The following is a 23784-nucleotide window of genomic DNA, read 5'->3' as shown; positions in this document are numbered from 1 at the left end:
GTTCTTAAATCAGACCTCGCAAAGGGCCCGTTACTAGGCTCTTAACTCATACGTAAGTATATGGCAAGGCTACTATTGCTGTCCAAGATAATCAATCAGGATTTTTTACCCGAGAGGGGCAAATCGATATAACCACGGTCGATGCAATGCTCAAGTTCCCGCGCTACGGCCATCATTTCCTGATAACTTTCACGCAAATGCTTTAGCTTCGCCAGTTCATCGGCTGTCGGATGATTATCCTTGCGATCCGCACTAAGCTCGAAGGCATATTTCAGATAATTAGCGCGAAGTTTGGCAACGTTAATAATCAACGGCAACGCGGCATCAACGCTCATATCCGGGATCGCAGGGCTTATGACCTCGTGGTTCACTTCGCGTAAAACATGTTCCATAGCCATCATAAAACGGCTTTTGCTGCGTCCTGCATCCTGTGTCATGACTTAACCTCCTTGGCTATAACGGTCTGGAATAACGTATATTATCCCCTGTTTAGGTAAAAACTCCTATAACAGTTTTCCACCCATGGCTTATCGTTTTCAACCATTTCACCCAACATGTGATCGTGGCTTGCAGGAACCCGGCAAGCAGGCTAGACGATGAAGCATGGAATTTTCACGATAAGGAAACTGATCATGGAAGCACGCGTAAAGTGGCTTGAAAACCTGACTTTCACCGGCACCAGTGGCAGCGGCCACGGGGTTGTCATGGATGGCAACAAAGATGCCGGATTTGGGCCAAGTCCAATGGAAATGTTGCTTCTGGGGCTGGCAGGCTGTTCGTCGATTGATGTGGTCCACATCCTTCAGAAGGGCCGCGAGAACGTCATTGATGTCGAAGCCGACGTCAAAGCCGAACGTGCAGAAACCGATCCCAAGATTTTCACCAAGATCCATCTGCATTTCAAGGTCAGGGGTGAAAACCTCAACGAAACCAAATTGGCCCGGGCAGTTGAACTTTCAGCCGAAAAATATTGCTCGGCCTCGATCATGCTGTCAAAGGCCGCCGAAATCACCCATAGTTGGGAAATCATGGAATAACGCGCCGCCTTTCGGCCTGTTTCCGTACCGATTTCAAGGCAGTCCGTTTCGGGCTGCCTTTTTTGTTGGTCGCGTCATAATACAGCCTGAGTTAAAGTTTATCGGTTCATCGGTCGGTCCACCGCATAGAAACGATAAGAGGAAGCATTCCATGTCCGCAAACAACCTTGTGCGTTCGACACTTATCGCAATCACCTTTCCGGCGATTTTCGCATTATCAGGATGCTTTTCCGAAGACCAGCAACATTCACCGTCCGGCTTTGCCATCGGCCCGCCCCCTGCGAACGAGCCATTTGACGACTATGTCAGCAAAACCAGCCAACAAATTCGCACCGCGCTAAAGGCAACGCGCTTTGACCGTGAAAAAGCTCCCTTTGGCAAATACACTCTTGATCAGGTTGTCTCCATGCGCGCGCCCTTTGCCATTGGCCCGGACAAAGATGCCTGTGAAATCGTCGGCAATGATCAGGCCCATGGCAAGGACGTTGGCTTTCTACTGGTTCATGGCCTGACTGACAGCCCGTTCCTGATGACCGATATTCGCGACACACTGCAATCCAAATTCCCTTGCGCCACTTTTCATGCTGTGCTGCTTCCGGGGCATGGAACGGTGCCCGGCGATCTTTTAAATGTCCAGTATCAAGAATGGATTGAAACCGTTCGCTATGGCATGGACGGCTTTTCAAGCGACATCGACCATATCATCGCAATCGGTTATTCGACCGGGGCGACATTAATCGGGCGGGAATTTGATTCTCGCCGCCGCGATCATCGCATGACAGCAATGGTTTTACTGTCGCCCGGATTTGCCGCCAAAAGCGAACAGGCATGGCTGAGCCCCTATGTGCGGCATGTGAAATCCTGGGTCGGAAAGGGCGAAAATAGTGACGCCGCCAAATATGATTCCATGGCGATGAATGCCGCAGCCGAATTTCATCTACTGACCGAACCCTATCGCGATGGCACAATGGATGCCTTTGATATCCCCGTATTTATGGCTGTCAGTTCCGATGATCAGACGATCAATCCACTGGTTGCCGCTGATTTCTTCTGCAACAAGGTTAGCGCCAACAACAAACGCCTGATCTGGTATCAAGGCGAAGACCACCTGATCGACGAACATCAGCTGTGTGACAAGGTTGATATCGTTGCATCAGCCGCCCCTGAATGGCGCACACTTAACCATGCTCATACCGCCATTACCATGCGCCCGGACAATCCGCATTACGGTATGGACGGCATCATCCGGCGCTGTGACCATTACGACGAACAAAGCCCTAACAGCAAATGCCAAACCAGCAGCGATGTGGTCTATGGCGAGTTGAACCTGGCCGGTTCCGCATCCCCCGGCAGCTTACGACGTGGGACCTTCAATCCCGATTTTGTCAGCATGCTCGACAAAATGACCCATTTCATCGAAGTATCACTGAATGTGCCGGGAAAAACGGCCGATTAACGATGGCATCAGGATCAGCGCCAACGCCAGATGGAAACCTTGCCCCCTGTTTGACCAGCCTGATGCAGGATACACCAGAATTGAACATGAAGTTTCTGCTGACATGACATTTACCATCGACAGATTCACCGGACAAAGCGGCCTGATGCTGCGCTACGCCCTGCACAGTCCCGAACATGCAACCGGCCATGTCCTGATCCTGCAAGGACGCGGCGAATTCATCGAACGTTATAGCGAAACCGCACACGAATTGGCCGAACGTGGACTTGGCTGCGTGACATTTGATTTTCGGGGTCAGGGCGGCTCTGCACGCGAAGTCCCTGAATCCCAAATGGGCTATATCGGCGATATTGATCATTACATCGAAGACACCACCGACGTCCTTGCCCATGTTGCCAAACATCACAATATCGATTGCAAATTGCTATTGACCCATTCGACCGGTGGATTGGTCGGCATGCATATGCTGCTTGAAAATCCGGCCCGCTTTGACAGTGCGGTCATGATCGCGCCATTTTTCGGGCTTGGCGGACCGGACTGGATTGCCATTGCCGCTCAGTTTCTATCCGCCGGGCTTTGCCGATACGGTTTTGACAAGCAATTCCTGCCCGGTCAAAAACTGCTATCGCCCTTCCAACCTTTTGCCGATGACAACCTGCTGACATCGGATCGCAACCGCTATGAACGCAACGTCACCTGCCTGCAAAATAATCCCGATTTGGTGGTTGGCGGGGTATCGGCCGGGTGGCTTGATGCCTGTTTTCGCGCACAGGCCGAACTGGCCGAACGCGTTACCCCTGATAACAAATTTTCCGGTGCCGCCCTGCCGCCGATAACGATGATCCTTTCCGGCAACGATCAAGTCGTTAGCAACCGGGCCACCCAGGAATTGTTTGGCGATCATCCAAGCGTCGACATGACAGAAATCCCCGAATCCCGCCATGAAATCCTTCAGGAAAGCGACAAATTCCGCACCCTGTTCTGGCAGGCATTCGACCGCCATCTGGCAACCCATCATCCCCAATGGGTCCCAATGCATCCCTGATAACGCAAATTCAGAAAAACGGCATTACCCCGCCGGTTGCAATAGACCGGCATCAAACCGTTCCCGACGAAACCGGCTGGGCGGCATGCCACGATGCCGGGAAAATTGCCGATTGAAATGTGACAGGTTTTGAAACCCGACTTCCTCGGCAACGCGGTAAATCGGCAAATCCGATGATAACAATAACGACACTGCCCGGCCCAGCCGCAACCCCATCAAATAGTCCTGAACACTTGATCCGATATGACGTTTAAAAAAACGCCGCAACGTGCGTTCACTCATCCCGGTCAGGCTGGCGATTTCGGCACTGCCAATTTGCTCGACATAGCGCGAATGCAAAAGATCAAGCACCCGACCAAGGCGGGTTGCCTCGTGATAATCGGGCACCGTTGCATCAAACCGATCCGACGCCAAGGGTGTCAGTTGTGTCGCGTCCAGCAAGGCGCGTAAAACTTCAATCAATAATAAAAGCTGATCCGCCGGATCGCCCTGATCAAACCGCGGCGTAAAACGTGCCACCCGGCGCGCTGTGGCACTATCAAACTTCATCCCGCGTCGCGCACCGGCCAAAACGGGTTTCAGCCGGGCCAGTTCCGGCATGCTTGCACAGACATTATTGATCCAGTCGGCAGTGAACCAAAAAACAAAGGCCTGATGCACCCCATCATCCGCTTGGTTTTGCGGATCAGCATCACAGGCCCCCATATCGATTTTGACGTTTCCCAAAGGGGCCGCATTGGCAGAATGCCACGTATGAGGCAGGTTCGGCCCCAATAACACCAGATCATCATCGCCATATTGCCCGATATGATCGCCAACATAACGCTGCCCCTGGCTTCCCAACGTTAATGTCAGCTCATATTCCGGATGAAAATGCCATTCGAACGGAATAGCGCGCAGGTTCCGGTGCAACCCCCGCCATGATCGATCCGGTGCGATTTTGACATGTTCAAACAGAAGCTTCATGGCGGCCCACGCTTTTGCGGCTACGAATATCCATTAATTTGGCCAAATAGTATCAGACAATGTCCGCCCTGTCAGTGGGCGCATATGTTGCGACACCCTAGAATGCTTCCAACATCATGAACCACGCGGGAGGATATCATCATGAGCATGCTGGCAAACGCAACCATGTCGCCAATGGCACCGACCAACCCGAATGCCAATCGGCCGGGCAATGCATCGGTCAAGGAAGTCACCGGAACGCAGCTTCGCGATCATGAAAAATCGCTACCGCTCCGCGTGCTTTCCGAAGCCGATTTCAAACATTGGCAGACATACGGTTATGTCGTGGTCAAAAACGCTGTACCCCGTAAACAGGTCAAAGCCACCGTCGATTTCCTATGGGAGTTCGAAGAAAAAGACCCCACCGATCCACAAAGCTGGTCCCGCCCGCAAATGCGCGATCATGCCATGACCGAACTTAACAATTCCGGCATGGTCGAGGCCTATCACCATCAATCGATGTGGGATAACCGCCAAACACCACGGGTTTATGATGCCTTTGTCGATATTTGGGATCGCACCGATCTTTGGGTGTCAATCGATCGGGCCAACCTCAACACCCCCAATGTTGGCGCGCGAAGCTTTGACGGCTTCATCCATTGGGATGCCGATACCAGCCAAACCCCGCTGCCGATCAATGTTCAAGGCGTTCTGTCGCTGGTCGATACTAATGACAATATGGGCGGTTTTCAATGCGTGCCGGATTTATTTGCCGATTTTGCCACCTGGCTTGCCACCGCCCCCAAGGATCGCGATCCGTTCCGCCCCGATATCGATAACATGCCGTTTGAGCCCAAACGCATCCCGATGCAGGCTGGCGACCTTTTGATTTTCAATAGCCTGCTGGCGCATGGCATACGCGCCAATCGATCCGATCAAACACGCATCGCGCAATATATTTCGATGGCACCGGCAACGCCTGATGAAGATGATCTTGTCAACTGGCGGGTCAAAAGCTGGTCCGAACGCCTTCCAGCACGCGGCCATGCCTTTCCTGGCGATCCGCGCGATTGGGAAAAGACGCGCTATGAACGGGCAAAACTAACCCCGCTTGGTGAAAAGCTTCTGGGCAAGACGGCCTGGTAAGTCGATGTAAAAACGCCTCGGAAACCTGGGGCGTTTTTTTTGCATCAGCTTGCCTCAAACTTGGCGATCAATTTCGCCTTTGTCTCGGCATCCACAAAGGCAGCTTCAAGGGCTGTACGGGTCACCCCGCGAAGTTCCGCCTCGCTAAAGCCAAACACGTCTTTGGCGCGTTGATATTCCTCGGCCAGTGTCGTGTGGAAAAACGGTGGATCGTCCGATCCCAATGTCACCTTAACCCCAGCGTCATAAAGTTTACGCAAGGGGTGGGATGCGTAATCGGGATACACCGATAGCGAAATATTCGATCCCGGGCAGACTTCCAAAACAATGCCACGCTTCGCCAATGTTTCGACCAGCTTCGGGTCTTCAATCGATCGCACGCCATGTCCAATACGGGTCACCGGTAATTTGTCGATCGCATCCCAAACGCTTTGCGGGCCTTCGACCTCGCCGGCATGGGTGGTGCATCCAAGCCCGGCATCCGCGGCAATTTTATAGGCCGGGTAAAACGCTTCTTGTGAAAACATGCTTTCATTGCCGCCCATCCCGAAACCAACGACATAGGGATGACCACAGGCAACCGTATCGGCCGCTACACCAACCGCCTTTTCCGGGCCAATATGACGCACACAGGTCATGATGATCCGCCCGATGATCCCGGTTTCCTTTTCGGCTCTATCAATGCCTTCGGCAACACCGTTCAAATGATCGTCAAAGGATATCCCGCATTCCAACGCATGGGACGGCGAACAGAAAATCTCGACATAAAGCGCCCCGACCTTGGCTTGCTCGGTCAAATACCAATGTGTCAAATCGGCATAATCGCGGCCGGTGCGGATTGCAGCACTTGCCTTGTCAAAACTTCCCAGAAACTCCGGAAAGTCTGACCAGATATAACGATCCTGATCATCATAGATACCATCGGGCAAGGTGATACCGTTACGCGCGGCAAATTTCCGCACCAATGCTGGCGTCAACGCGCCTTCCATATGCAGATGCAATTCGGCCTTGGGGATATGCTGTGTCATCTTTGGGCGCTCCGGATCTTTTTATTTTCTTTCCGGGTCCAGTTTTAACCCGATCCGGGTCGCGGGTCACGCCGCAACCGTTTTGCCCGATGATTTTTCGTTCCGCGCTTCTTCATCCGTCGATGACGATGTGCGGCTTTTTACCGACCCCAAATCGGCCAGCGGTCCGATATAGGGTGCAAACCGTTGCCATTTACCAATAGAATCCCGATTAATCGGACGCCGGACCTGCATCATACTCGCCGTGCGCGCGGCCTTGCCATCGCGATAGAATTCAAGACATTCAGGGCGCCAATCAAGGCCACAATGGCGCAAATAATCCTGCGCCACCTGTTCCGGGTTGGCCACCAGTTCCTCGTAAGACAGATCAAAAAACATACCGTACTGGTCGGTTTCGAGAAACGCCGACATCAGTTTTTCATAGCCCCGATAATAATCCGCCAGATCACCAAGATCATCGGAAAACCGCATCGGAATGGCAAAGGGTGTGGTGTAAATCGAAAGGCATGTCGCCAACGGATGGCGATGCGTATGCAAAATTGGCGCATCCGGAAAAATCCGGCGGATCAAACCAACACGGGTGAAATTGGCCGGTGTTTTATTGGCAACAAATTTAACATCCGGATCATAGACCCTAAGCGCCGCCAGATAACGTTTACGAATCTCACAAACGGCCTTTTCATCAAGGCGCGCCATCTGTTCGGACACCTTGCCTGCACCAAGAACTTCGGCCACAATCCGGGCAAAATCACCGATTTCACCCGCAGCATAAACATCCGGATGCGCGCCCAAAATACGCTCGCTCAGCGTCGTTCCTGATCGCGCCATACCAACAATGAAAATCGGTTTGGGGCCAGCCTCATCCTGATCGGCAACATCTGTTACCTGACCATCACGCTTTGCCACATCACTGCTGACGTTGCTATTGGTATTGGCATGAACGGACTGTTCTGCACGTGCCAAATCCGCCAGCAATTCGAACTCGCGCAACTCTGCTTGCATATCAATCGGCGATGCCTTGCGGTTTGCATCATGGCCGCGACGATACCAGTCAAACGCGGTTGCCATGTCATTGTCGGTTTCGGCAATCCGGGCCAAGGCAAAACAAGCCAAATACACTTCTTGTGCGGTTGCCTTGGCCGATCCGGCAATCTTTGCCAATACGTCCTTTGCACCTTCCGGCATGGATTGCGGGCGCAGAAAGGCAATAATCAAATAAGGTTGCGCGCCGATATCGGCAAAATCATTAATCAGATTGGTACTGGCCTGAACGGCATTTTCAACCGCACCGGACAGGGCAAATGCCGATGCCTGAAAAGTACGGATACCTTTATCCATTGGCGCACGGGCAACCAATTTTTCCAAAAGGTCGAACGCCTTGTCGGTTTTTTCACAATGCACATAAATGCGCGCCAACAGTGTTTGCGCGCTCAGAAGATGCCCATAATCGCCGGGCAGTCCTTCCAAAAGGGCAACCGCCCGATCAAGATTAGCTGAAATGCTGCGTCCCAGGCTAAGTTTCACTTCCTGACGAAAGATCAGATCAGCGAGAATCTCCCGGTAAACCAGCAATTTCGGGGATGATGAAAGCTTCTTTTCCACAATTTTGATTGATGACTTAAAGTCACCGCTAGCTTGTGTAAATTGCACAAAATTCTGAACAACAGGGCCAAAATACCGATCAGATGGATCAAGACTACGAAACAGGTATCCCAAACGTTGCCCCGCTCGGGCAAAATACAATCCCTGCATTTCCGCAACGGCAGTCATAATATGGATTTCGGTACGTTTTGGATGGGTCCGAAGCAGCTTGGCACCGATCAAAGCAGCTTTGTCAAATTGCCCTGCCGACATGGCCCTTTTCATCTCGGCAGCAATGTCTGTTCGCGCTTGAATCATTCCCGCATTCCCAACCTGCACTGGCGACAATAAATGACCTTAAGTCATTTATATTGCATTGCACAGATATAATTTGGAAACAATACGTTCACAATTGCGAGATTAGATTTTGTGTATTTCATTTAATTACAATTGCTTAGGTAAACACCAACACCGGGAAAATTCAAAACGGCACTCTGAGTAACACCTTCACCCGGTCATTAGGTCAAAGACAACTTAACCCTGCAAAACCGGCTTGCGCCGGAACATTTTGATTGATGCCAACAACGCACCACCGACAATTAAAAGGCATCCTGCAATTACAGCAGGACTGGCATCGGCCTTACCAAAACCAATCAGCAAAATCGTACTTAACAACGGCGCCCCATAAGACGCCACGCCAAGCACCTGGATATCGCCATGCTTGGTGCCATAATCCCAAACAAAGAACGCCGCCCCAACCGGGCCCAGCCCCAATCCAAGGATGGCAAACCATTGCCCTGTATCGGGAATCACCCAGATTTCCGTCACCCCATGCGTGATGAAACCAAGCAATGCTGCCCCGGCGCAAAACCCGCAAACGGCCTCGACCGGAACACCACGATACCGCCGGTTCAACACAGAATAGCCCGACCACAGGATCGAACACACCATCGCCGCCCCATAACCAAGGCCATAGGCCGGATCAAAATCAAATCCCTGCCCCTTGGTGACCAAAACCGCCGCCCCGCACAGGCCAAGTAACGCACCGGCAATATGATACCAATGCAACCGTTCACCCGGCAAAAATGCAGAAAACAACACAATGAAAAGTGGCCATAGATAGGCAATCAAGCTGGCATCAACCGCGGGCGCATTGGCCAGCGCCACAAAATAGAAAAAGTGATAGCCAAACAGCCCGCCAACACCAAGCGCCCACGCCCCGACTGGCTGACGCAGCGCCCGAAAAGCCCCGATCCCACGACGTGCAATCCAGGCAAAGCTGAAAATTGCGGCAACGGAAAAACACAGGCTAACCAACTGAAAAGGCGGGATGGTGCTGACTTCTGTGGTGAACAGCGCCAGTAACGCCCAAAGCACAATCGCAATGCCCCCAATCAAGGTGGCCTTTGTGCGCGGTTCAAGCAAAGTCATCAACACCATCCCAAGTTCAACTAATCGCTACGCTGATCAAACCATGGAATGACATATCCGGTCTTTGCTGAAACTCCTGATTTGAACTATCGGGAAATGATTGTTTTTGACGCGCTGCCAAGGTTACGCCGCAACATAATCGGCGCATGACCAAAACGCCGGGCAAAAGCACGCGAAAAGGCGCTTTGATCGGTAAAACCAACCTCGCAGGCAATATCGCCAAGGGTCATGGTATTGCGATGATCGCCCAGCATGGCATAGGCACGCTGCAATCGCTGATCGGTCAGCCAGCGCATCGGGGTTGTGCCCAGATGCCGCTGAAATGCGGCAAATAATGCACTTTCCGATTGAGCGGCAACCATGGCCATATCGGCAATGCCAACCGGCTCGGACAGACGAAGTTCAATCCACCCCAAAAGACGTTGCAACCGCATTGGTATGCCTGCATTCGCCGTACCATCGCTGCGCTGTACGATGACGGAATGTCCCAACACATCGCGCAAACTGCCACAAATAAATCGGTCATCGGCAAAAATGCTTTCGCTGCCCGCGATGCTTGCCAAATTGATCACCGACATATTTGGTGACTGTTGATTTTCGTGCCTATCCGAGGGGGCCGCCGTGCGAATAGGGGCATAGGCCCGTTGCTGTTCAAGGCCTCGCAAAAGCCCGGTCAGGCGGTTTGCATATCCCGTTGCCACTTCCAAATACGGCGACCCACCTGATTTTTGCCATAGCGCTTCAAGCCCGGTACGGGCGGCAAGGCCAACATCAACATCAAGCACCAAAAAACGGTTCATACCGTTTGCACAATAGGCATGAGTATCGCCCGCGGGCACAAAGGCCAGTTTCCGTCCAGCCACACAGCCGCCCCGCCCTTCGATCTCAAGATCAAGCACACCAAGATCGGCAATGATGATCTGGTGAAAATCATCATGGCTATGGCTGGCGGCCTCGGACCGGTATTGGCGAAAACTTGATGGCATGGCTGTTCCTGTTACCCAACACCAGAATAAGCGATCCCCGCATGGACGCAAAGGCCAGATCAGAATTAGAAGGCAAAATTGCCCGTAGGCTGGAAAAATGACACCCGATACCGCAAGAAACCATGTGGCGGGTAGCGCGTGCCTGATCCGGTTTGGTTTTCAACCAAAGACATACCAGACGTCAGTTTCGCAGACCTCACCCCCGGTCAGATGAAATCGTTATTGCATCAAGATCAAATGATGATCAGGAAAACAGATGCCTGTTTTCTTCGACGATTTGCGGAAGACGTTCCATCGTTCCCGATAAATGTTGCCGCATTTCCGAACTTGCCAAATTACCATCACCAGACTGAATGGCCTCAATGATTGCCTTATGGCCTTCCAGTACCGAAAGCATTTTGCCCGCCCGCGGCAAATCAAGCATCCGAACACGCGCCAGATGGCCACTTCGTGCCGTCACCTGCAGGTGCAAATTGGCCTGACTAACCCCGATAAACAATGCCGCATGGAACGTTTCGTCAAGTTGCTTGAACAAATCAATCTGCTCAATATCGCCAGCCAGCGCTTCCTGCATTTTGACAATGCCTTTGGCCTTAAGAACCGCACTGGATTCCCCCATTTCGGCCAATTGATGGACAACTTCACATTCCGCAGCAACCCGAAGAAAATGCTCTTCGCGAATGCGCGCAACGTCAATTTTGGTCACAATGGTGCGGGACTGGGGATAGGAAACCACCAACCCGTCCTGTTCCAGACGCATGATCGCTTCGCGCACCGGGGACTGACTGACATTAAAGCTGTCAGCCAGTTCCGCCCGAACCAGTGTTGTTTCGGGCGGAAGCACCAGCGAAATGATCCGGCTTCTGATTTCGTCATACACCAACGCCGAGGCCGGGACATGCGCATTGGCTTTGATCCCGCCATCGTGAACAGAAATCAAACCGCCCGTAAATGTGTTCATCTTCATTTATCTCCTCGGCAATTTTCGACTGCCCACATTCTTTGGGTCATTCATTACATCAATGCGTTGGGCAATAACAACGTCAAGCTTGGAACCGCCGCCATCAGAACGAAAAACACCAACATCGCAATAAAGAACGGGATCGAAGCCCGAGCATAGGCCCCGGTTTTAACATCCAGAATGCCACAAACGGTAAACATGATGACGCCAACAGGGGGCGTCAGACCGCCGAAATTAATCAGCGTCACAATCAAAATCCCCATATGAACAGGGTCATATCCCGCATTAACAAGCACCGGCATGACAATCGGCGTTACCAAAAGAATATTGGCTGCCCCCTCAAGAAACATGCCGCTGATAACAAGAACACCAACAACCAGTGCCAAAATCAGAACCGGATTTTCCGTAAGCGTTGTCACAAATTCGGTGATCTGCTGCGGTGCTCGCTCAATGGTCATGGCATATCCCAGAACTGCCGCCATGATGATCAGCAACATGACCATACCCAGATCGGAAACAGAGCCGCTTATCGCCTCATAAAGCTTTTTCAGATTGAGTTCCCGATAGACAAAAAACCCGACACAAAGCGCATAAAAGACAAGAAAAGCCCCTGCTTCGGTCGCGGTGAACAGGCCAAATCTGAACCCGACAATCAAAATGACCGGAAATGCCAGCGCCCAGATACTTTCAGAAAAACTGGACCAAAGCTCTTTCCCGCCGGGCACCTTTGGCAGATCGGGTTCATAGCCATTTTTACGGGCAATAAGCCAGGATGTAATCATAAGGATAAGGGTCAGGAAAATTCCCGGCAAAATCCCCGCAAGAAACAACCGACCGATAGAGACCTCGTTGACAAAGCCAAACAGGATCAGACCGATACTTGGCGGAATGGTCGCTGTAATCACCGACCCGAATGCCAGAACCGCTGCGGTTGATGCTTTGGAATACCCCTGCTTGATCATGCTGGGTCCCAGCAGGCGTGCCTCCATCGAAGCATCGGCAACGGCTGATCCGGAAATCCCGCCCATCATGAAACTCAAAACAATCGATACTTGCGCCAGCCCCCCGGCCATCCAGCCGGTTAACAGGCGGGCAAATTTGACCAGACGAATGGTAATACCGGTCACATTCATCAAATTTCCGGCAAGGATAAAGAACGGCACCGCCAAAAGCGGAAAGCTTTGAGTTGCCGTTACCATTTTCTGGATGACCACAGTTGGTGGCATCGCTCCGGTCATGACAAACACCGGAACAGAAGCAAGTGCTAACGCAAAGGCAACAGGCATTCCGATGACCAGAAAAACGGTAAACAGTCCCGCAATTAATAACAGCATCAGAAAAGCCCCTTGCTTCGAATTCGTCCGATAAGTTGAAACACCATGGTCCGTATCAAAAGGCTCAGACCGACAACCATCGAAGCATGAATATAGGAGGCATGGATTTGTGTTGCGCCGACAAGGCGGGGATGCATCAAAATCATGTTCCCCCATGCGTAATACAGCAGAAACACAAGGAACCCGATGATCACAACGATGTTGAATATTTCAACCGTATCGCGCGCTTTTGGCGAGATATTGTCTTGCAGGACCTGAAGACCGAAATGCCGATCCTCTTGCATGGCGATGTCTGCTGCCAGCATGCACAACCAGACAAAAATCAACTGAGCCATTTCAATTGACCAGATGATCGGCGACCCCACCGCTCTGGCAATCGACGCGACACCAACAAGAACGACAACTGCGACAAGCAGCACCCCGGCACTGGCAAACTCAATTTTCTTGAGCATGTATTCTATTCCATCTTGAAGATTGAAGTGCGCTGCCCCGCTTACGAGGCGAGGCAACGCACAGTCGGAACGCACGTTTCTGATGGCTGAAAATTATCGGCCCAGGACTTTATTGACGATTGCGGCCTCTGCTTCGAGATCAAGCAACTTGTAAACCGGTTTCACGGCTTCCTTGAACGGTGCCAGATCCACTTCGCTGACTTCCACGCCCGATGCCGCAACATCTTCAAGGGCTTTTTCGCCAAGTTCAATGGTCAGCTGCGACGCATACCGACCATCTTCAACCGCCAGATCACGCACGATCTTCTGGTTTTCCGGGGAAATTTCGTCCCAGGATTTGGCCCCAACAACAAGGGCGGTCACCAACTGGATATGACCGGTTTTGGTCACATGTTTGATGACTTCATAAAGCTTGGCATTCCAGATTGCAGTCGGCTGGGCTTCGGCGGCATCAATCGTACCAAGCTGCAACGCGGTATATACTTCGCCCCATGCAATCGGGGTTGGCTCTGCCCCCATCGCACGGATGGTTTCAATCCAGACAGGTGCCCCGATTGTCCGCATGCGCACACCGGCAAGGTCAGCCGGGCTTTTAACGGCATTCTGCGTCAGGGCATGGCGCGCACCCTGATACCAGTTCGATGCAATCATCACGAGGCCCGACTTCTCGCGGAGTTCATCGCCCCAGGCAATATATTCATCCGAAAGCGCAAATTTATCAGCCTGCTCATAGGTATCAAACAGGAACGGTGCCGACATAATCGCAAGCGACGGCACGAAGCTTGAAAGACGTGCCACATCGGTGACCGTCCCAATCCCTGCACCGGCGCGCGCCTGATCGATCATTTCCGTGGTATCGCCAAGTTGCGAATTGTGGAAAACCTCGATAACGACGTCGCCATTTGTGGCCTTTTCCACATCCAGCTTGAATTTTTCAAGTCCCTGCCCCATCGGATCATTCGGCGACAGAACCGTTCCGATCCGAAGCGTCGTTGCCGCGACGGCTGGCATGCTTGCCCCAAGCGCCCCTGCAAGGGCCGCACAAATTCCAAGTGTTTTGACGGTAAATTTCATATTGGAAGTCCTCCCGTTGGATTTGGCATTTTTGCCATTAATTGATATTTTAGTTTGCTTGAAATTTTAGATACCTTACGGCAATCTTGTCAATCGAATTTTCAACTTGTAAAAATTACTTTAAATCAGTCATTTAGCTGAAAATTTTCACTTTAAATCACCCTGCCTGTAATCAACCAACGAACGATCATTAACCTTTCAAGATTGCAAAAACGGAAATAATCCCCCTGGCAACAAGGTAATTTCCCGCCCCAACACCGCCTTTGCATTTCGACCCACTGCCACCGGAACGTTACCGCAATGTGAATAGGCAGCCGTCCAGAACCGGTGTCTAAACTGTCGTCATTCTTGCCACCGAAATACGAGGTCCCAGATGACATACCCACGCATTGCCGTTTTAATGGTTCTGACCTGTTTTGCCATCCGTCCGGCCATAGCCGAACCGGCCGGTATGGTTCACGTCACCACATCGAAAAACTTTGCTGAACTGGTGGCGGCCATTGATCTTGCGGCAAAGACCGAAAAGATCGGCATTGTCACCCGCGCCAGTGCCACCAACGGCGTCAAAGCTGTTCTGGGCAAGGACATTCCGGGAAATATGGTGATCGGCATCTTTCATCCGCGCTTTGCCGACCGTCTTCTGGCCGCAAGCCTGCCTGCCGGGATCGAAGCCCCGATCCGGTTATACCTGACGGAAAATACCGATGGTTCGGCAACGGTTAGCTATCGCAAACCAAGTGCGATCTTTGCCGATTACCCGGATGGCGGTCCGGACTTGATGGTACTGGCCGATGAACTTGATGCGCTGATTGCCCGCATGATCAATCAGGTCCGCTAGGCTCAAAGCCTATTAATTCAGCCGCCACTGACCATGCGGAACTTGGCCGGAGTCAGACCGGTAAACCCGCTGAAACGGGTAGTCAGATGCGCTTGGCTGGAAAAACCGGTCGCGGCGGCAATATCGGCCACCGTTTGCCCCGGATGGCGCAACATTGACTTGGCCGCCTCTATCCGGCGGCGCAGGACGTATTTATGCGGGGCTTCGCCAACAGACTGGCGGAACATGCGCGCAAAGTGCCAGGGCGAAAGCCCGGCTTCGGCTGAAATCTGTTCAAGCGAAAGCGCCTGATCCAGATTGGCCTCGATAAAATCAAAAATACGGTGTTTGATCCGCGGCGAAAGACCACCCCGCACCCGAAACTCCAAATCCCGTTTCGAGGAATAGCTTTGCAGCATATGCCCCATCAACATCTGCCCGGCATTTGACATCGCCATCCGATCAGCCGGTGCATTCCAATCAAGGGGTAACATCGCATGACGGATTGTCTGCTCGATCAACGGATCAAGGAAAAAGGTCTTTTCAGGCAGTTCAACCGCATTGGGCTCAATGTCAAATGCCTCGACCACGGCGCGTTCCCATGCCGCATGCGGGATATAAATGTGAAACAGCTCAACCTCGCCGTGGACCGCCCAGTCCGACGTCAGAAAGGCCGGCATCAAACAACAGCGTCCCGGCCCGCCACCGCTAAGCGGGTCGGGGCCAATATGGCGTTTAATGCCCGTGCCGCCATTGATGTAAAGACTGATGGTGTGATGACCGGGATCAGTATAGCGGGTCATGATATTGGCATTACGCCGCCAATGCGCGGCCGAAATGCTGTCGCCAAAATCGCCCGCATTCAGCAAATCGGCATCTCCGATCAGCTGATTGTAAACTTCAAAATTCTGGTAACGGCCATTGGGCACAAACATCGACACATCCTGCAACTGGGATGTGATCATCGCATTGGCACCGCGCAAAGCAAAGCACCACCTGTGCAACACAGCATTGTTTTACGCAAGATTGTGAAATTGGCTTTACGCGCCCTGTTCCCGACGGCCTAAAAAAAACGGCGATGGTCAAAGTCACCATCGCCGTTCGCAGGCCAAAGCAGGCCGGGAGGTCTTTTAAATGTGCACCATCAGGCCATCAAGGGTCTGAAATAACGCACCCATCATTAGTCGCAGCGCGCCGTCATGCCGCCATCAACGATAATTTCAGTACCGGTAATAAACCGCGCTTCGTCCGATGCAAGGAACAACGCCGCATTGGCGGTATCGCGACCATCGCCCATAAAGCCAAGCGGAATACGCGCCAATCGCTGTTTCAAAAGTGCATCAACATTGCCATCTGCGCGTTGACCGGCCAATCGCGCCTCGACCATCGGGGTATGCAACTGGCCCGGAACGACCGTATTTACCCGAATACCCTTGCTGGCATATTCAACCGCAACCACCTTGGAAAACTGGATCACGCCCGCCTTGGTCGCCGCATAGGCCGATTGCGCCGCACCGGTCCAGCGCAGACCAGACGTCGAAGACGTATTCACAATCGCCCCGCGCCCGGCACGTTCCATATGTGGAAGAATATTACGACATGTCAGGTAAACGCTTTTCAGATTGAAATCGATCTGCTTGTCCCAAACGTCTTCGGGCATATCGACCGGCCCGCCCTTGGCCGAACCGCCAACATTATTGACCAGAATATCAACCCGGCCAAAATGCTCGATACAGGCCTGAACCATTTCGCCAACGGCAACCCCGTCGGTGATGTCGCAAATATGCCCGACGATTTCACCACCAACGGCTTCGGTCCGTTCGATGGTTTCCGCCAAGGCATCCGGATCGCGATCGACGGCAAAGATTTTTGCGCCTTCTTGCGCAAAGCGAACGGCGGTCGCACGGCCATTTCCCCATCCGGGGCCAACACATCCCGCACCGGTTACAATGGCAATTCTGTCTTGCAAACGTCCCGTCATTTTTTGTCTCCTCAGGCAGCGAAACGATAGAACCGCATCGGATTGTCCACCAGCAACGCCTGTTGCAGATCTGGCGTGGGCGCAATCGCAGCAATCAAATCAACAAGCACCCCGTCATCGGGGGCATCCGCACGGAAATTGGGATGCGGCCAATCGGTGCCCCACAACACCCGGTCAGGGAATGTTTCAACCAGTTTGCGGGCAAACGGGATGGCATCAACATAGGGTGCGTCCTGTCTTGAGGATCGCTCGCACCCGGAAACCTTGACCAGAAGGTGATCATTTTCCATCAATCGCAACAAGGCATTAAACGGTTCCTGATCAAGACCAAGAGACGCATCAACCCGGCCCATATGATCAATCACCACCGGTACGCTGGCCTTGGCCAATCCGACGGCTTTTTCTGCGATCAGATCGCTGTCCATATGGATTTGCAAATGCCAGTCAAATCGGCCCAATCGGTCCGCCAGGTGCAACAACTGATCCATCGATGCCCCGCCTTTCAGATGGGACATATAGTTAAACCGGATCCCCCGAAAACCAAGTTCATGATGTCTCTTGATCTCGTCATCTGAAACATCTGTCGGCAGCAATGCCACCCCAAGATAGGTTTTCGGCCGTGCCGCAATCGCATTGGCAACGGCGGAATTATCAAAACCATGCACACCTGATTGCACGATAACACAGCGTTCAATCCCCATCATGTCATGAAGGGCAAACAGCTTTTCCTTGGGCGCATCGCCGGGCTGCAAGGCACTTTCCGGTGCAAACGGAAACCGAACCGAAGGACCGAAAACATGACAATGCGTGTCACAGGCCCCTTTGGGCATAACAAAAGACGGCTGCGTCGGCGCAGGATTATAGGTGATGGGCGCAGTATTCATGGCCATCCTCGTTGATTTTTTAAAAAGTCGTAAAAGCGTGGTCTGGCGAAACTATTCGAGTTCCGGCGCAATCCCGTCGGGCGGCGGCAGGTCAAAGACGTTAATCGTCATGGAAATCAATGTGTAATATCCAAGGATCCCCGTCAGATCGACAACCCGTTCCTGCCCCAAAACCTTGACCGCACGCGCATAAAGCGCATCGTCAATGAACCGCTTGGTATGAAGGGTCACCGCAAAGTTATAGACAACATCCTCGTCTTCATTTTTGAAGACCGGCGTGCCATTGGTCCGAATGGTTTCAACGATGTCAGCACTGATCCCGGCCTTAAGGGCGATGGGTTTATGTGCCGCCCATTCGAATTCGGATTTCCAAACCCGTGCCGTTGCCAAAATGGCCAATTCCGACAGTCGCGGTTCAAGCAAACTGTCATACCGGCAATACCGGCCAAGTGCCTGCGCACGATCCGCCAGATCCGGCCGATGAAGCCAGACAGCCAAAGGCCCGCGAACCCGCCCGCGCGGGCCTGACGCAATCGCGTCATGGACCTGCTTTTGACGGTCGCTAAGTGCGTCGGGTGATAACGGTTCGATCCGTGACATCAGATCACCTCCTGCGGTCGTTCAGTATGTTTAAATGCTGGTTCAGAAGCCTCAAACCGGTCAAGCCAATCAACAAGTATCGGATGCTGATTTCGCCATTCCACCGGTTTTCGCCAATCTAGATAGCCCAGCGCACAGGCCAGACTGATCGCCGAAATTTCGGTTTGTTGCGGATCGGGCAAGTCTTTTTCAATCGCACAAAGCGCACGTTCGACCTTGCCGCGCTGATGGGCAAGCCACACTTCGGAAACCTGCTCGGATGACCGAAAACGACCCTCGTAAACCATCAACAACGCCGCATCCGCAATCCCATCGGCAAGCGTCGCCCGGGTCAAAACCCGGGCACGCGCATCGGTGTCACGCGGGATCAAAACCTTCTTTCCCGACCAATTATCAAGAAACTCAATAATAACGCGGCTGTCATAAACCGCAGTTTCATCATCAAGAATCAGACAGGGCATTTTGCCAAGCGGATTCTGGACGCGAAGCGTATCGGCCTCATCGCGCGTATCCGCTGCCACAACCAAAACCCGGTCCTCAAGACCAAGGATTTCAATCGCCATTCGCACCTTGCGTCCAAACGGCGATGTCAGTGTCGACCGCAAAAGACGCGGACCAGATGATAATCCATCAACACCTTCGAACTTATCTGGCGAAGAGACCGCCCCGTTCAATGTCATGCTCATGTTCATCGCCTCACTGCATACTTTGGGGCAGATACAACGCGATCTGCGGGAAAATACACAACAACGTCAGCATCACAAACCCGGCCAGGATATAGGGCAACAACCCACGGAAAACGTCTTCCAGTTTGACCTGGCCATTCGATGCGGCCTGCACCACAAAGCAATTGATCCCCACCGGTGGCGTCACCGCCCCTATCTCAACCAACAGCACAACAAAAACCCCGAACCAGATCGGATCAAAACCAAGCTTCATCATTACCGGATGGGTAATCGGCAAGGTAATCGCCAGCAATGCCGGAGCATCCATCATCATGCCAAGCAACAAATAGATACCGACAATAATCAGCACCACGACCCAACGATTGACTTCCAACCCGATCAGAAAACCACCAATCGAATTCGCCACACCGCTCAGTGCCAGGAACTTGGAAAAGACCAACGCACAGATGATGATGGCAAAAATCATCCCCGACGTGCGGATTGTATCCATCAAGGTATCGGTCAGTTTCAGTCCCTTGATCCCGCGCTGACGAACGATGGCAAGAATAAAGGTCAAACCGGCACCGATCCCGCCAGCTTCCGTCGGGGTAAACACCCCAAGATAAAGACCGGAAATGATGCAGATGATGACGAATAAAAGCGGCCCGGCTAAACGCAACGCAAAGATTTTCTCGCGGAATGTCGCCTCGGTTTTGATCACCGGTGCCAGTGCGGGATTGCGAAGCACCGTGATATAAGTCGCAAAGCAAAGAATAACCGCAAAGATCACCCCGGGAATAACCCCGGCCACCAGCAATCCGCCGATGCTTGAATCTGTCAGGATGCCGTAAACCACCACCAATGCACTTGGCGGGATCATCACCGCCAGGGTCCCGGCAATGGCAATCGATGCCGATGCCAGTCGCTTGTCATAACCACGTGCAAGCATTTCCGGCAGGGCCAGCTTGGTAAATACGGTCGCCGTCCCAACACTTGATCCCGAAGCCGCACCAAATGCGGCCGCGCCCATGGTGGTTGAAATCGCCAATCCGCCCTTGATATTTCCCAGCCATTTAGTTGTGGCTTCGAACATATCCTCGCCAAGGCCCGCCCGCATGGCAAAGAACCCCATCAGCAGGAAAAGCGGAATAACGCTAAAATGAAAACTATGCGTGGTGTCAAAAAACACCGTCGAAAGCATCGCCGTCGCACCCTTGACCCCGACAAGGGTTGCAAGACCTGCAGCACCGACCGCACCAAGAGCAACCATGACATTGGCGCCCATCAGAATCGCTGCAAAAAGTGCAACAATACCGATCATACCGACTTCAAGTCCGGTCATTGTTTTACGGGCTCCTCATTTATCGTAATTCCCAGCGCTTCACGCAGGAAATCGAGGGTGAACTGGATCGCCAGCAAGCCCAGACCAAAGAAAATCATGAATTTGACCGGATATAATGGATACCGCACTGCGCCCCACTGCTGTTCGCCAATGGCCAGCGATTTTGCCGCATATTCCCACCCGGCCTTGGTGCACCAGACAAAGAAAACAGCCCCCAACGCCAAAGCAAAAAGACGAACCACCTTGCGCAAAACCTTTGGAAGGTGCTGGGTCAGAACAACCACCTTGATGTGGCCGTCTTCATGTTGCGTCAGTGCCAATGACAAAAAGATCAGCACCGTCAGCATGGTTTCGGTAATTTCAAGCGCGCCAGAAACCGGCGCATTAAACAAAAATCGCGATACGGCATTGGCTATAACCAACAACATCATCGCAAAGGTGATGTAACCGGCAACAAAGCCACATCCCCGCAGGAACCTGCCGTATAAACGCCAGATCCGGTCAAACATCGACATTGGGATAATCTCCGCTAATCCCCCGAAACTCCGGGCACAACCGTCGTATTAGGGTTCCGGGGCAAAATATCGCCCCGGAACCTTCAACACATGATTGGCTTAGAATTTGAGTTCGGAAACAATCTCATCAACCGGAAGACCGGCGGCTTCGGCGCGGCTGATCCATTCCTGACGCACAGCCTGAATACGCTCGTCGTCGATGACAGAAATCAGCTCGTCTTTCGGGAATGGAATAACTTCCACCCCTTTGGCACCCCAACCGGCGCGAACCTCGGCAATGGTTTTTTCAAGTTCGGCGTTGTAATCCTCGGCATATTCATTGCCAAGCTTGTCAACAACGGCGCGCGTCTCATCATCCATTGCATTATAGGTATCAAGGCTCATCGCGATCAAATGGCCAAACGATGCCCCAAGCGGGATTTCGATGTAATATTTGGCAACTTCATCGTATTTCCAGCCATAGGCAAGTGCCGGACCAATCGGCGTACAATCAAGAATATTGGTTTCAAGCGCCTCATAAGCCTCGGCGGTTGCAATCGAAACCGGTGACGCACCAAGTGCCTCGACCAGTGCCGGATAGGCAAAGCCATAAGTCCGGATACGCTTGCCCTTAAGATCCGCAAGCGAACGGATCGGGGATGTGCACAACAGGCCATAGCTTTCAAGCGGACGGAAACCAACTGCTTTCAGATTGTAATTCGCCAATTCCTCGGCAAATTGCGGATATTTCGCATGCCATTTTTCCATCAAATGAGCAATTTCGATGGTCGAATTTGGCTGCGGGATAAAGAAACCGACTGCATTATTCAGCGGAAATTTATCGGCAAAATACGGCGTAATGATATCGCCAAAATCACCAACATTGGCAGAAAGTGCATCCGGAATTTCACGGGTCTTCGCGACACTTCCGCCCCAAAAAACCTCTATCTCGTGCTTGCCACCGGTGCGTTTTTTGAATTCATCAACAAACCACTGGGTCGAAATGGCTTGGGCATCACCTGCACCCTGCGGCTTGAAAGTCAGCCATTTATACGTGTCCGCAGCCGCGTCGTTGACAAAGGCTGAGGTCGCAATACCAATGGCAAGTGTCGCAACAGCAACGGAACCGAAAACGCTTCGGTTATAAAATCCGGTCATATTTCCTCCCTGGGCGCTATTGGTGCGCCATTGAACATCTTTTGAATGACCCCCATTTGGGGCCCGGTCCGCCTTCGATTAAAAGCGTCCTGATCCATAATTCAAATACTGTGTAATTATGCTATCCATGCCTTTTCGGTATAGATAGGCTTTGTAACTATCTCCAGACACCATCGGCAACAAGATCACGCACGATGTCCTGGATCAGGCTTTCAATAACGGAAAGTGTTTTTTTACGTCCCTGATCGGTCCGCATTGCAACGCAGAGTTTCCACGTGATTTCCGGGTCCTTGATCGGGACGGCCTGCAACAATCCATTCTGGACATCCGATATCACCGCGCCATAGGTCAAAATGGTGAAACCCTGACCATATCGCACCAGTGATTTGGTGTGTCCAATCCCGTCTGAACGGGTCACGATATTAAGGGAAACATCATATTCTTCGGCGTAACTATCGACCAGAATACGCAAGAAGTTCGGACGACTCGGCATCACAAGCGGATATGACGCCGCCTCGGCAAAGCTATAATCGGGTTTGGTCAACGTACCCTGTTTACCGATCAGGCAAAGATGTTCGACAAGCAATTCCTTGATCTGGATGTCGTCGCGCGGGGTCGGTTCATGCATCACCGCAACCCCGATCTCATTATTGGCCATCTTTTGTTCAAGATCGGCACTAAAACCTTCGTGGAATCGCAATTCGATATCGGGGTAAAGCTCGGCGCTGCGTTCCAGCAGGCGAGGCACGATAAATTCGCCGGGTGTCGGGGGCATCCCGACCGAAACCACCCCGCCCAAATGCGTCGAATGGATCGTGACGTCATGGTGGGTTTGCTGAACCTGATTAAAAATCAGATAGGCCCGGCGCAGCAAGATTTCACCTGCTTCGGTCAATTCCGTGCCGCGCACGCTGCGCGTAAACAGCGGAACTTTCAGATCCTCTTCCATGCGCTTGATCTGACGGCTCAGTGCCGGTTGGGCAATGCGCAGCCGGTTGGCCGCCCGGGTGAAACTTTTTTCTTCTGCAATACACACAAAATATCGTAAGGCGCGCAGTTCAGGTTGCCAATCACCGTTCATTTGAAAATCCTCCCCCGTTCAATTCCAACCCCATCCATTGCCCTCTTCAGTCCCAACTTTATTGTCACGCAACGGCAATCACCGCCCCCTGGCAGTCGTAACGGCAATCCGCGTTCTTTTCCCGGACTTTCGCCCGGATCATATGGATCGTGATCGCAAAGGCATAGCCATTTTGCCAAAATCTGTGGCCAATGTGTTGGCAATGAACTGCTGACACATCGATTTCCCCACCACTTCACCATCGCCCAAAACACCGCAAGATCGTGAAAGCCGGGCAAAGATAAAG

The 23784-nt window shown here is 52.3% G+C and carries 24 protein-coding genes; 5 read left to right on the top strand and 19 right to left on the bottom strand.

From position 1 onward, the window contains the following. Positions 1–95: 95 nt before the first annotated feature. A complete protein-coding gene (locus tag TALK_RS16655; protein ID WP_085620273.1) occupies positions 96–437 on the bottom strand; it encodes a hypothetical protein in 342 nt (113 codons plus the stop codon). Positions 438–632: 195 nt separating this feature from the next. Here TALK_RS16655 and TALK_RS16650 point away from each other — a divergent pair, with 195 nt between their 5' ends. From TALK_RS16650 to TALK_RS16640, 3 genes are all read left to right on the top strand, one after another. Next, complete coding sequence (locus TALK_RS16650) at positions 633–1037, top strand: OsmC family protein (protein ID WP_085620272.1); 405 nt, start codon at positions 633–635, stop codon at positions 1035–1037. Between the two features lie 151 nt (positions 1038–1188). After that, positions 1189–2493, top strand: a complete 1305-nt coding sequence (locus tag TALK_RS16645; protein WP_085620271.1) for an alpha/beta hydrolase — start codon at positions 1189–1191, stop codon at positions 2491–2493. Positions 2494–2596: 103 nt separating this feature from the next. Then, a complete protein-coding gene (locus tag TALK_RS16640; RefSeq protein WP_085620270.1) occupies positions 2597–3538 on the top strand; it encodes an alpha/beta fold hydrolase in 942 nt (313 codons plus the stop codon). A 24-nt stretch (positions 3539–3562) separates the two neighbouring features. Here TALK_RS16640 and TALK_RS16635 read toward each other — a convergent pair whose 3' ends face one another. Beyond that, positions 3563–4504 carry a helix-turn-helix domain-containing protein gene (locus TALK_RS16635; RefSeq protein ID WP_085620269.1) on the bottom strand — a complete coding sequence of 314 codons (942 nt, stop codon included), beginning with the start codon at positions 4502–4504 and terminating at the stop codon, positions 3563–3565. Between the two features lie 141 nt (positions 4505–4645). On the opposite strand from TALK_RS16635, the gene TALK_RS16630 reads away from it, so the two are divergent. Then, positions 4646–5629 carry a phytanoyl-CoA dioxygenase family protein gene (locus TALK_RS16630; protein WP_085620268.1) on the top strand — a complete coding sequence of 328 codons (984 nt, stop codon included), beginning with the start codon at positions 4646–4648 and terminating at the stop codon, positions 5627–5629. 44 nt (positions 5630–5673) lie between these two features. Here TALK_RS16630 and TALK_RS16625 read toward each other — a convergent pair whose 3' ends face one another. The 8 genes from TALK_RS16625 to TALK_RS16590 all read right to left on the bottom strand — a co-directional run bounded on the left by TALK_RS16625 (position 5674) and on the right by TALK_RS16590 (position 14476). Next, entirely contained in the window at positions 5674–6657 is a 984-nt protein-coding gene (locus TALK_RS16625; protein ID WP_085620267.1) for an adenosine deaminase, read from the bottom strand. A gap of 66 nt (positions 6658–6723) precedes the next feature. Further along, positions 6724–8511, bottom strand: a complete 1788-nt coding sequence (locus TALK_RS16620; RefSeq protein WP_169715059.1) for a tetratricopeptide repeat-containing sulfotransferase family protein — start codon at positions 8509–8511, stop codon at positions 6724–6726. A gap of 261 nt (positions 8512–8772) precedes the next feature. Beyond that, positions 8773–9669 (bottom strand): aromatic amino acid exporter YddG, encoded by an 897-nt coding sequence (gene yddG / locus TALK_RS16615; RefSeq protein ID WP_085620265.1) that lies wholly within the window; start codon positions 9667–9669, stop codon positions 8773–8775. 86 nt (positions 9670–9755) lie between these two features. Next, entirely contained in the window at positions 9756–10655 is a 900-nt protein-coding gene (locus tag TALK_RS16610; RefSeq protein ID WP_085620264.1) for an AraC family transcriptional regulator, read from the bottom strand. A 244-nt stretch (positions 10656–10899) separates the two neighbouring features. Further along, entirely contained in the window at positions 10900–11616 is a 717-nt protein-coding gene (locus TALK_RS16605) for a GntR family transcriptional regulator (RefSeq protein ID WP_085620311.1), read from the bottom strand. A gap of 53 nt (positions 11617–11669) precedes the next feature. Further along, entirely contained in the window at positions 11670–12950 is a 1281-nt protein-coding gene (locus TALK_RS16600) for a TRAP transporter large permease (protein WP_085620263.1), read from the bottom strand. After that, positions 12950–13402: a TRAP transporter small permease gene (locus tag TALK_RS16595; RefSeq protein WP_085620262.1), complete on the bottom strand. Its 453-nt coding sequence runs from the start codon at positions 13400–13402 to the stop codon at positions 12950–12952. Before TALK_RS16595 ends, TALK_RS16600 begins: the two co-directional genes overlap by 1 nt. A gap of 93 nt (positions 13403–13495) precedes the next feature. Beyond that, positions 13496–14476, bottom strand: coding sequence for a C4-dicarboxylate TRAP transporter substrate-binding protein (locus TALK_RS16590; RefSeq protein WP_085620261.1), 981 nt, complete (start codon positions 14474–14476; stop codon positions 13496–13498). Between the two features lie 373 nt (positions 14477–14849). Between TALK_RS16590 and TALK_RS16585 the strand changes: the two genes are divergently transcribed. Continuing rightward, positions 14850–15314, top strand: a complete 465-nt coding sequence (locus tag TALK_RS16585) for a DUF302 domain-containing protein (RefSeq protein ID WP_085620260.1) — start codon at positions 14850–14852, stop codon at positions 15312–15314. A 17-nt stretch (positions 15315–15331) separates the two neighbouring features. Here TALK_RS16585 and TALK_RS16580 read toward each other — a convergent pair whose 3' ends face one another. The 9 genes from TALK_RS16580 to TALK_RS16540 form a co-directional block, all read right to left on the bottom strand. Further along, a complete protein-coding gene (locus TALK_RS16580; RefSeq protein ID WP_085620310.1) occupies positions 15332–16258 on the bottom strand; it encodes an AraC family transcriptional regulator in 927 nt (308 codons plus the stop codon). A gap of 215 nt (positions 16259–16473) precedes the next feature. Then, on the bottom strand, positions 16474–17274 hold the full coding sequence (locus TALK_RS16575) for an SDR family NAD(P)-dependent oxidoreductase (protein WP_085620259.1): 801 nt from the start codon (positions 17272–17274) through the stop codon (positions 16474–16476). Between the two features lie 11 nt (positions 17275–17285). Then, on the bottom strand, positions 17286–18158 hold the full coding sequence (locus TALK_RS16570; protein ID WP_085620258.1) for an amidohydrolase family protein: 873 nt from the start codon (positions 18156–18158) through the stop codon (positions 17286–17288). Positions 18159–18209: 51 nt separating this feature from the next. Beyond that, positions 18210–18758 carry a carboxymuconolactone decarboxylase family protein gene (locus TALK_RS16565; protein WP_085620257.1) on the bottom strand — a complete coding sequence of 183 codons (549 nt, stop codon included), beginning with the start codon at positions 18756–18758 and terminating at the stop codon, positions 18210–18212. After that, positions 18758–19444, bottom strand: a complete 687-nt coding sequence (locus TALK_RS16560; protein ID WP_211274838.1) for a glutathione S-transferase family protein — start codon at positions 19442–19444, stop codon at positions 18758–18760. Before TALK_RS16560 ends, TALK_RS16565 begins: the two co-directional genes overlap by 1 nt. Positions 19445–19454: 10 nt before the next feature. Further along, entirely contained in the window at positions 19455–20765 is a 1311-nt protein-coding gene (locus tag TALK_RS16555) for a TRAP transporter large permease (RefSeq protein WP_085620256.1), read from the bottom strand. Continuing rightward, complete coding sequence (locus tag TALK_RS16550) at positions 20762–21280, bottom strand: TRAP transporter small permease subunit (protein WP_085620255.1); 519 nt, start codon at positions 21278–21280, stop codon at positions 20762–20764. The genes TALK_RS16555 and TALK_RS16550 overlap by 4 nt, the downstream gene beginning before the upstream one ends. A 99-nt stretch (positions 21281–21379) precedes the next feature. Then, a complete protein-coding gene (dctP, locus tag TALK_RS16545) occupies positions 21380–22417 on the bottom strand; it encodes a TRAP transporter substrate-binding protein DctP (protein ID WP_085620254.1) in 1038 nt (345 codons plus the stop codon). A 157-nt stretch (positions 22418–22574) separates the two neighbouring features. Beyond that, a complete protein-coding gene (locus TALK_RS16540) occupies positions 22575–23498 on the bottom strand; it encodes a LysR family transcriptional regulator (RefSeq protein ID WP_085620253.1) in 924 nt (307 codons plus the stop codon). Positions 23499–23784 lie beyond the last annotated feature (286 nt).

This window comes from Thalassospira alkalitolerans (genome assembly GCF_002115745.1).
In the GTDB taxonomy this organism is placed as follows: domain Bacteria; phylum Pseudomonadota; class Alphaproteobacteria; order Rhodospirillales; family Thalassospiraceae; genus Thalassospira; species Thalassospira alkalitolerans.
This window is presented reverse-complemented; position numbering and strand designations above follow the sequence as displayed.

Coding starts and splice junctions, on each gene's coding strand:
- TALK_RS16655 (WP_085620273.1), bottom strand. CDS start 437: ATGACACAGGATGCAGGACGCAGCAAAAGCCGTTTTATGATGGCTATG.
- TALK_RS16650 (WP_085620272.1), top strand. CDS start 633: ATGGAAGCACGCGTAAAGTGGCTTGAAAACCTGACTTTCACCGGCACC.
- TALK_RS16645 (WP_085620271.1), top strand. CDS start 1,189: ATGTCCGCAAACAACCTTGTGCGTTCGACACTTATCGCAATCACCTTT.
- TALK_RS16640 (WP_085620270.1), top strand. CDS start 2,597: ATGACATTTACCATCGACAGATTCACCGGACAAAGCGGCCTGATGCTG.
- TALK_RS16635 (WP_085620269.1), bottom strand. CDS start 4,504: ATGAAGCTTCTGTTTGAACATGTCAAAATCGCACCGGATCGATCATGG.
- TALK_RS16630 (WP_085620268.1), top strand. CDS start 4,646: ATGAGCATGCTGGCAAACGCAACCATGTCGCCAATGGCACCGACCAAC.
- TALK_RS16625 (WP_085620267.1), bottom strand. CDS start 6,657: ATGACACAGCATATCCCCAAGGCCGAATTGCATCTGCATATGGAAGGC.
- TALK_RS16620 (WP_169715059.1), bottom strand. CDS start 8,511: ATGTCGGCAGGGCAATTTGACAAAGCTGCTTTGATCGGTGCCAAGCTG.
- yddG (WP_085620265.1), bottom strand. CDS start 9,669: ATGACTTTGCTTGAACCGCGCACAAAGGCCACCTTGATTGGGGGCATT.
- TALK_RS16610 (WP_085620264.1), bottom strand. CDS start 10,655: ATGCCATCAAGTTTTCGCCAATACCGGTCCGAGGCCGCCAGCCATAGC.
- TALK_RS16605 (WP_085620311.1), bottom strand. CDS start 11,616: ATGAACACATTTACGGGCGGTTTGATTTCTGTTCACGATGGCGGGATC.
- TALK_RS16600 (WP_085620263.1), bottom strand. CDS start 12,950: ATGCTGTTATTAATTGCGGGACTGTTTACCGTTTTTCTGGTCATCGGA.
- TALK_RS16595 (WP_085620262.1), bottom strand. CDS start 13,402: ATGCTCAAGAAAATTGAGTTTGCCAGTGCCGGGGTGCTGCTTGTCGCA.
- TALK_RS16590 (WP_085620261.1), bottom strand. CDS start 14,476: ATGAAATTTACCGTCAAAACACTTGGAATTTGTGCGGCCCTTGCAGGG.
- TALK_RS16585 (WP_085620260.1), top strand. CDS start 14,850: ATGACATACCCACGCATTGCCGTTTTAATGGTTCTGACCTGTTTTGCC.
- TALK_RS16580 (WP_085620310.1), bottom strand. CDS start 16,258: ATGATCACATCCCAGTTGCAGGATGTGTCGATGTTTGTGCCCAATGGC.
- TALK_RS16575 (WP_085620259.1), bottom strand. CDS start 17,274: ATGACGGGACGTTTGCAAGACAGAATTGCCATTGTAACCGGTGCGGGA.
- TALK_RS16570 (WP_085620258.1), bottom strand. CDS start 18,158: ATGAATACTGCGCCCATCACCTATAATCCTGCGCCGACGCAGCCGTCT.
- TALK_RS16565 (WP_085620257.1), bottom strand. CDS start 18,758: ATGTCACGGATCGAACCGTTATCACCCGACGCACTTAGCGACCGTCAA.
- TALK_RS16560 (WP_211274838.1), bottom strand. CDS start 19,444: ATGAGCATGACATTGAACGGGGCGGTCTCTTCGCCAGATAAGTTCGAA.
- TALK_RS16555 (WP_085620256.1), bottom strand. CDS start 20,765: ATGACCGGACTTGAAGTCGGTATGATCGGTATTGTTGCACTTTTTGCA.
- TALK_RS16550 (WP_085620255.1), bottom strand. CDS start 21,280: ATGTCGATGTTTGACCGGATCTGGCGTTTATACGGCAGGTTCCTGCGG.
- dctP (WP_085620254.1), bottom strand. CDS start 22,417: ATGACCGGATTTTATAACCGAAGCGTTTTCGGTTCCGTTGCTGTTGCG.
- TALK_RS16540 (WP_085620253.1), bottom strand. CDS start 23,498: ATGAACGGTGATTGGCAACCTGAACTGCGCGCCTTACGATATTTTGTG.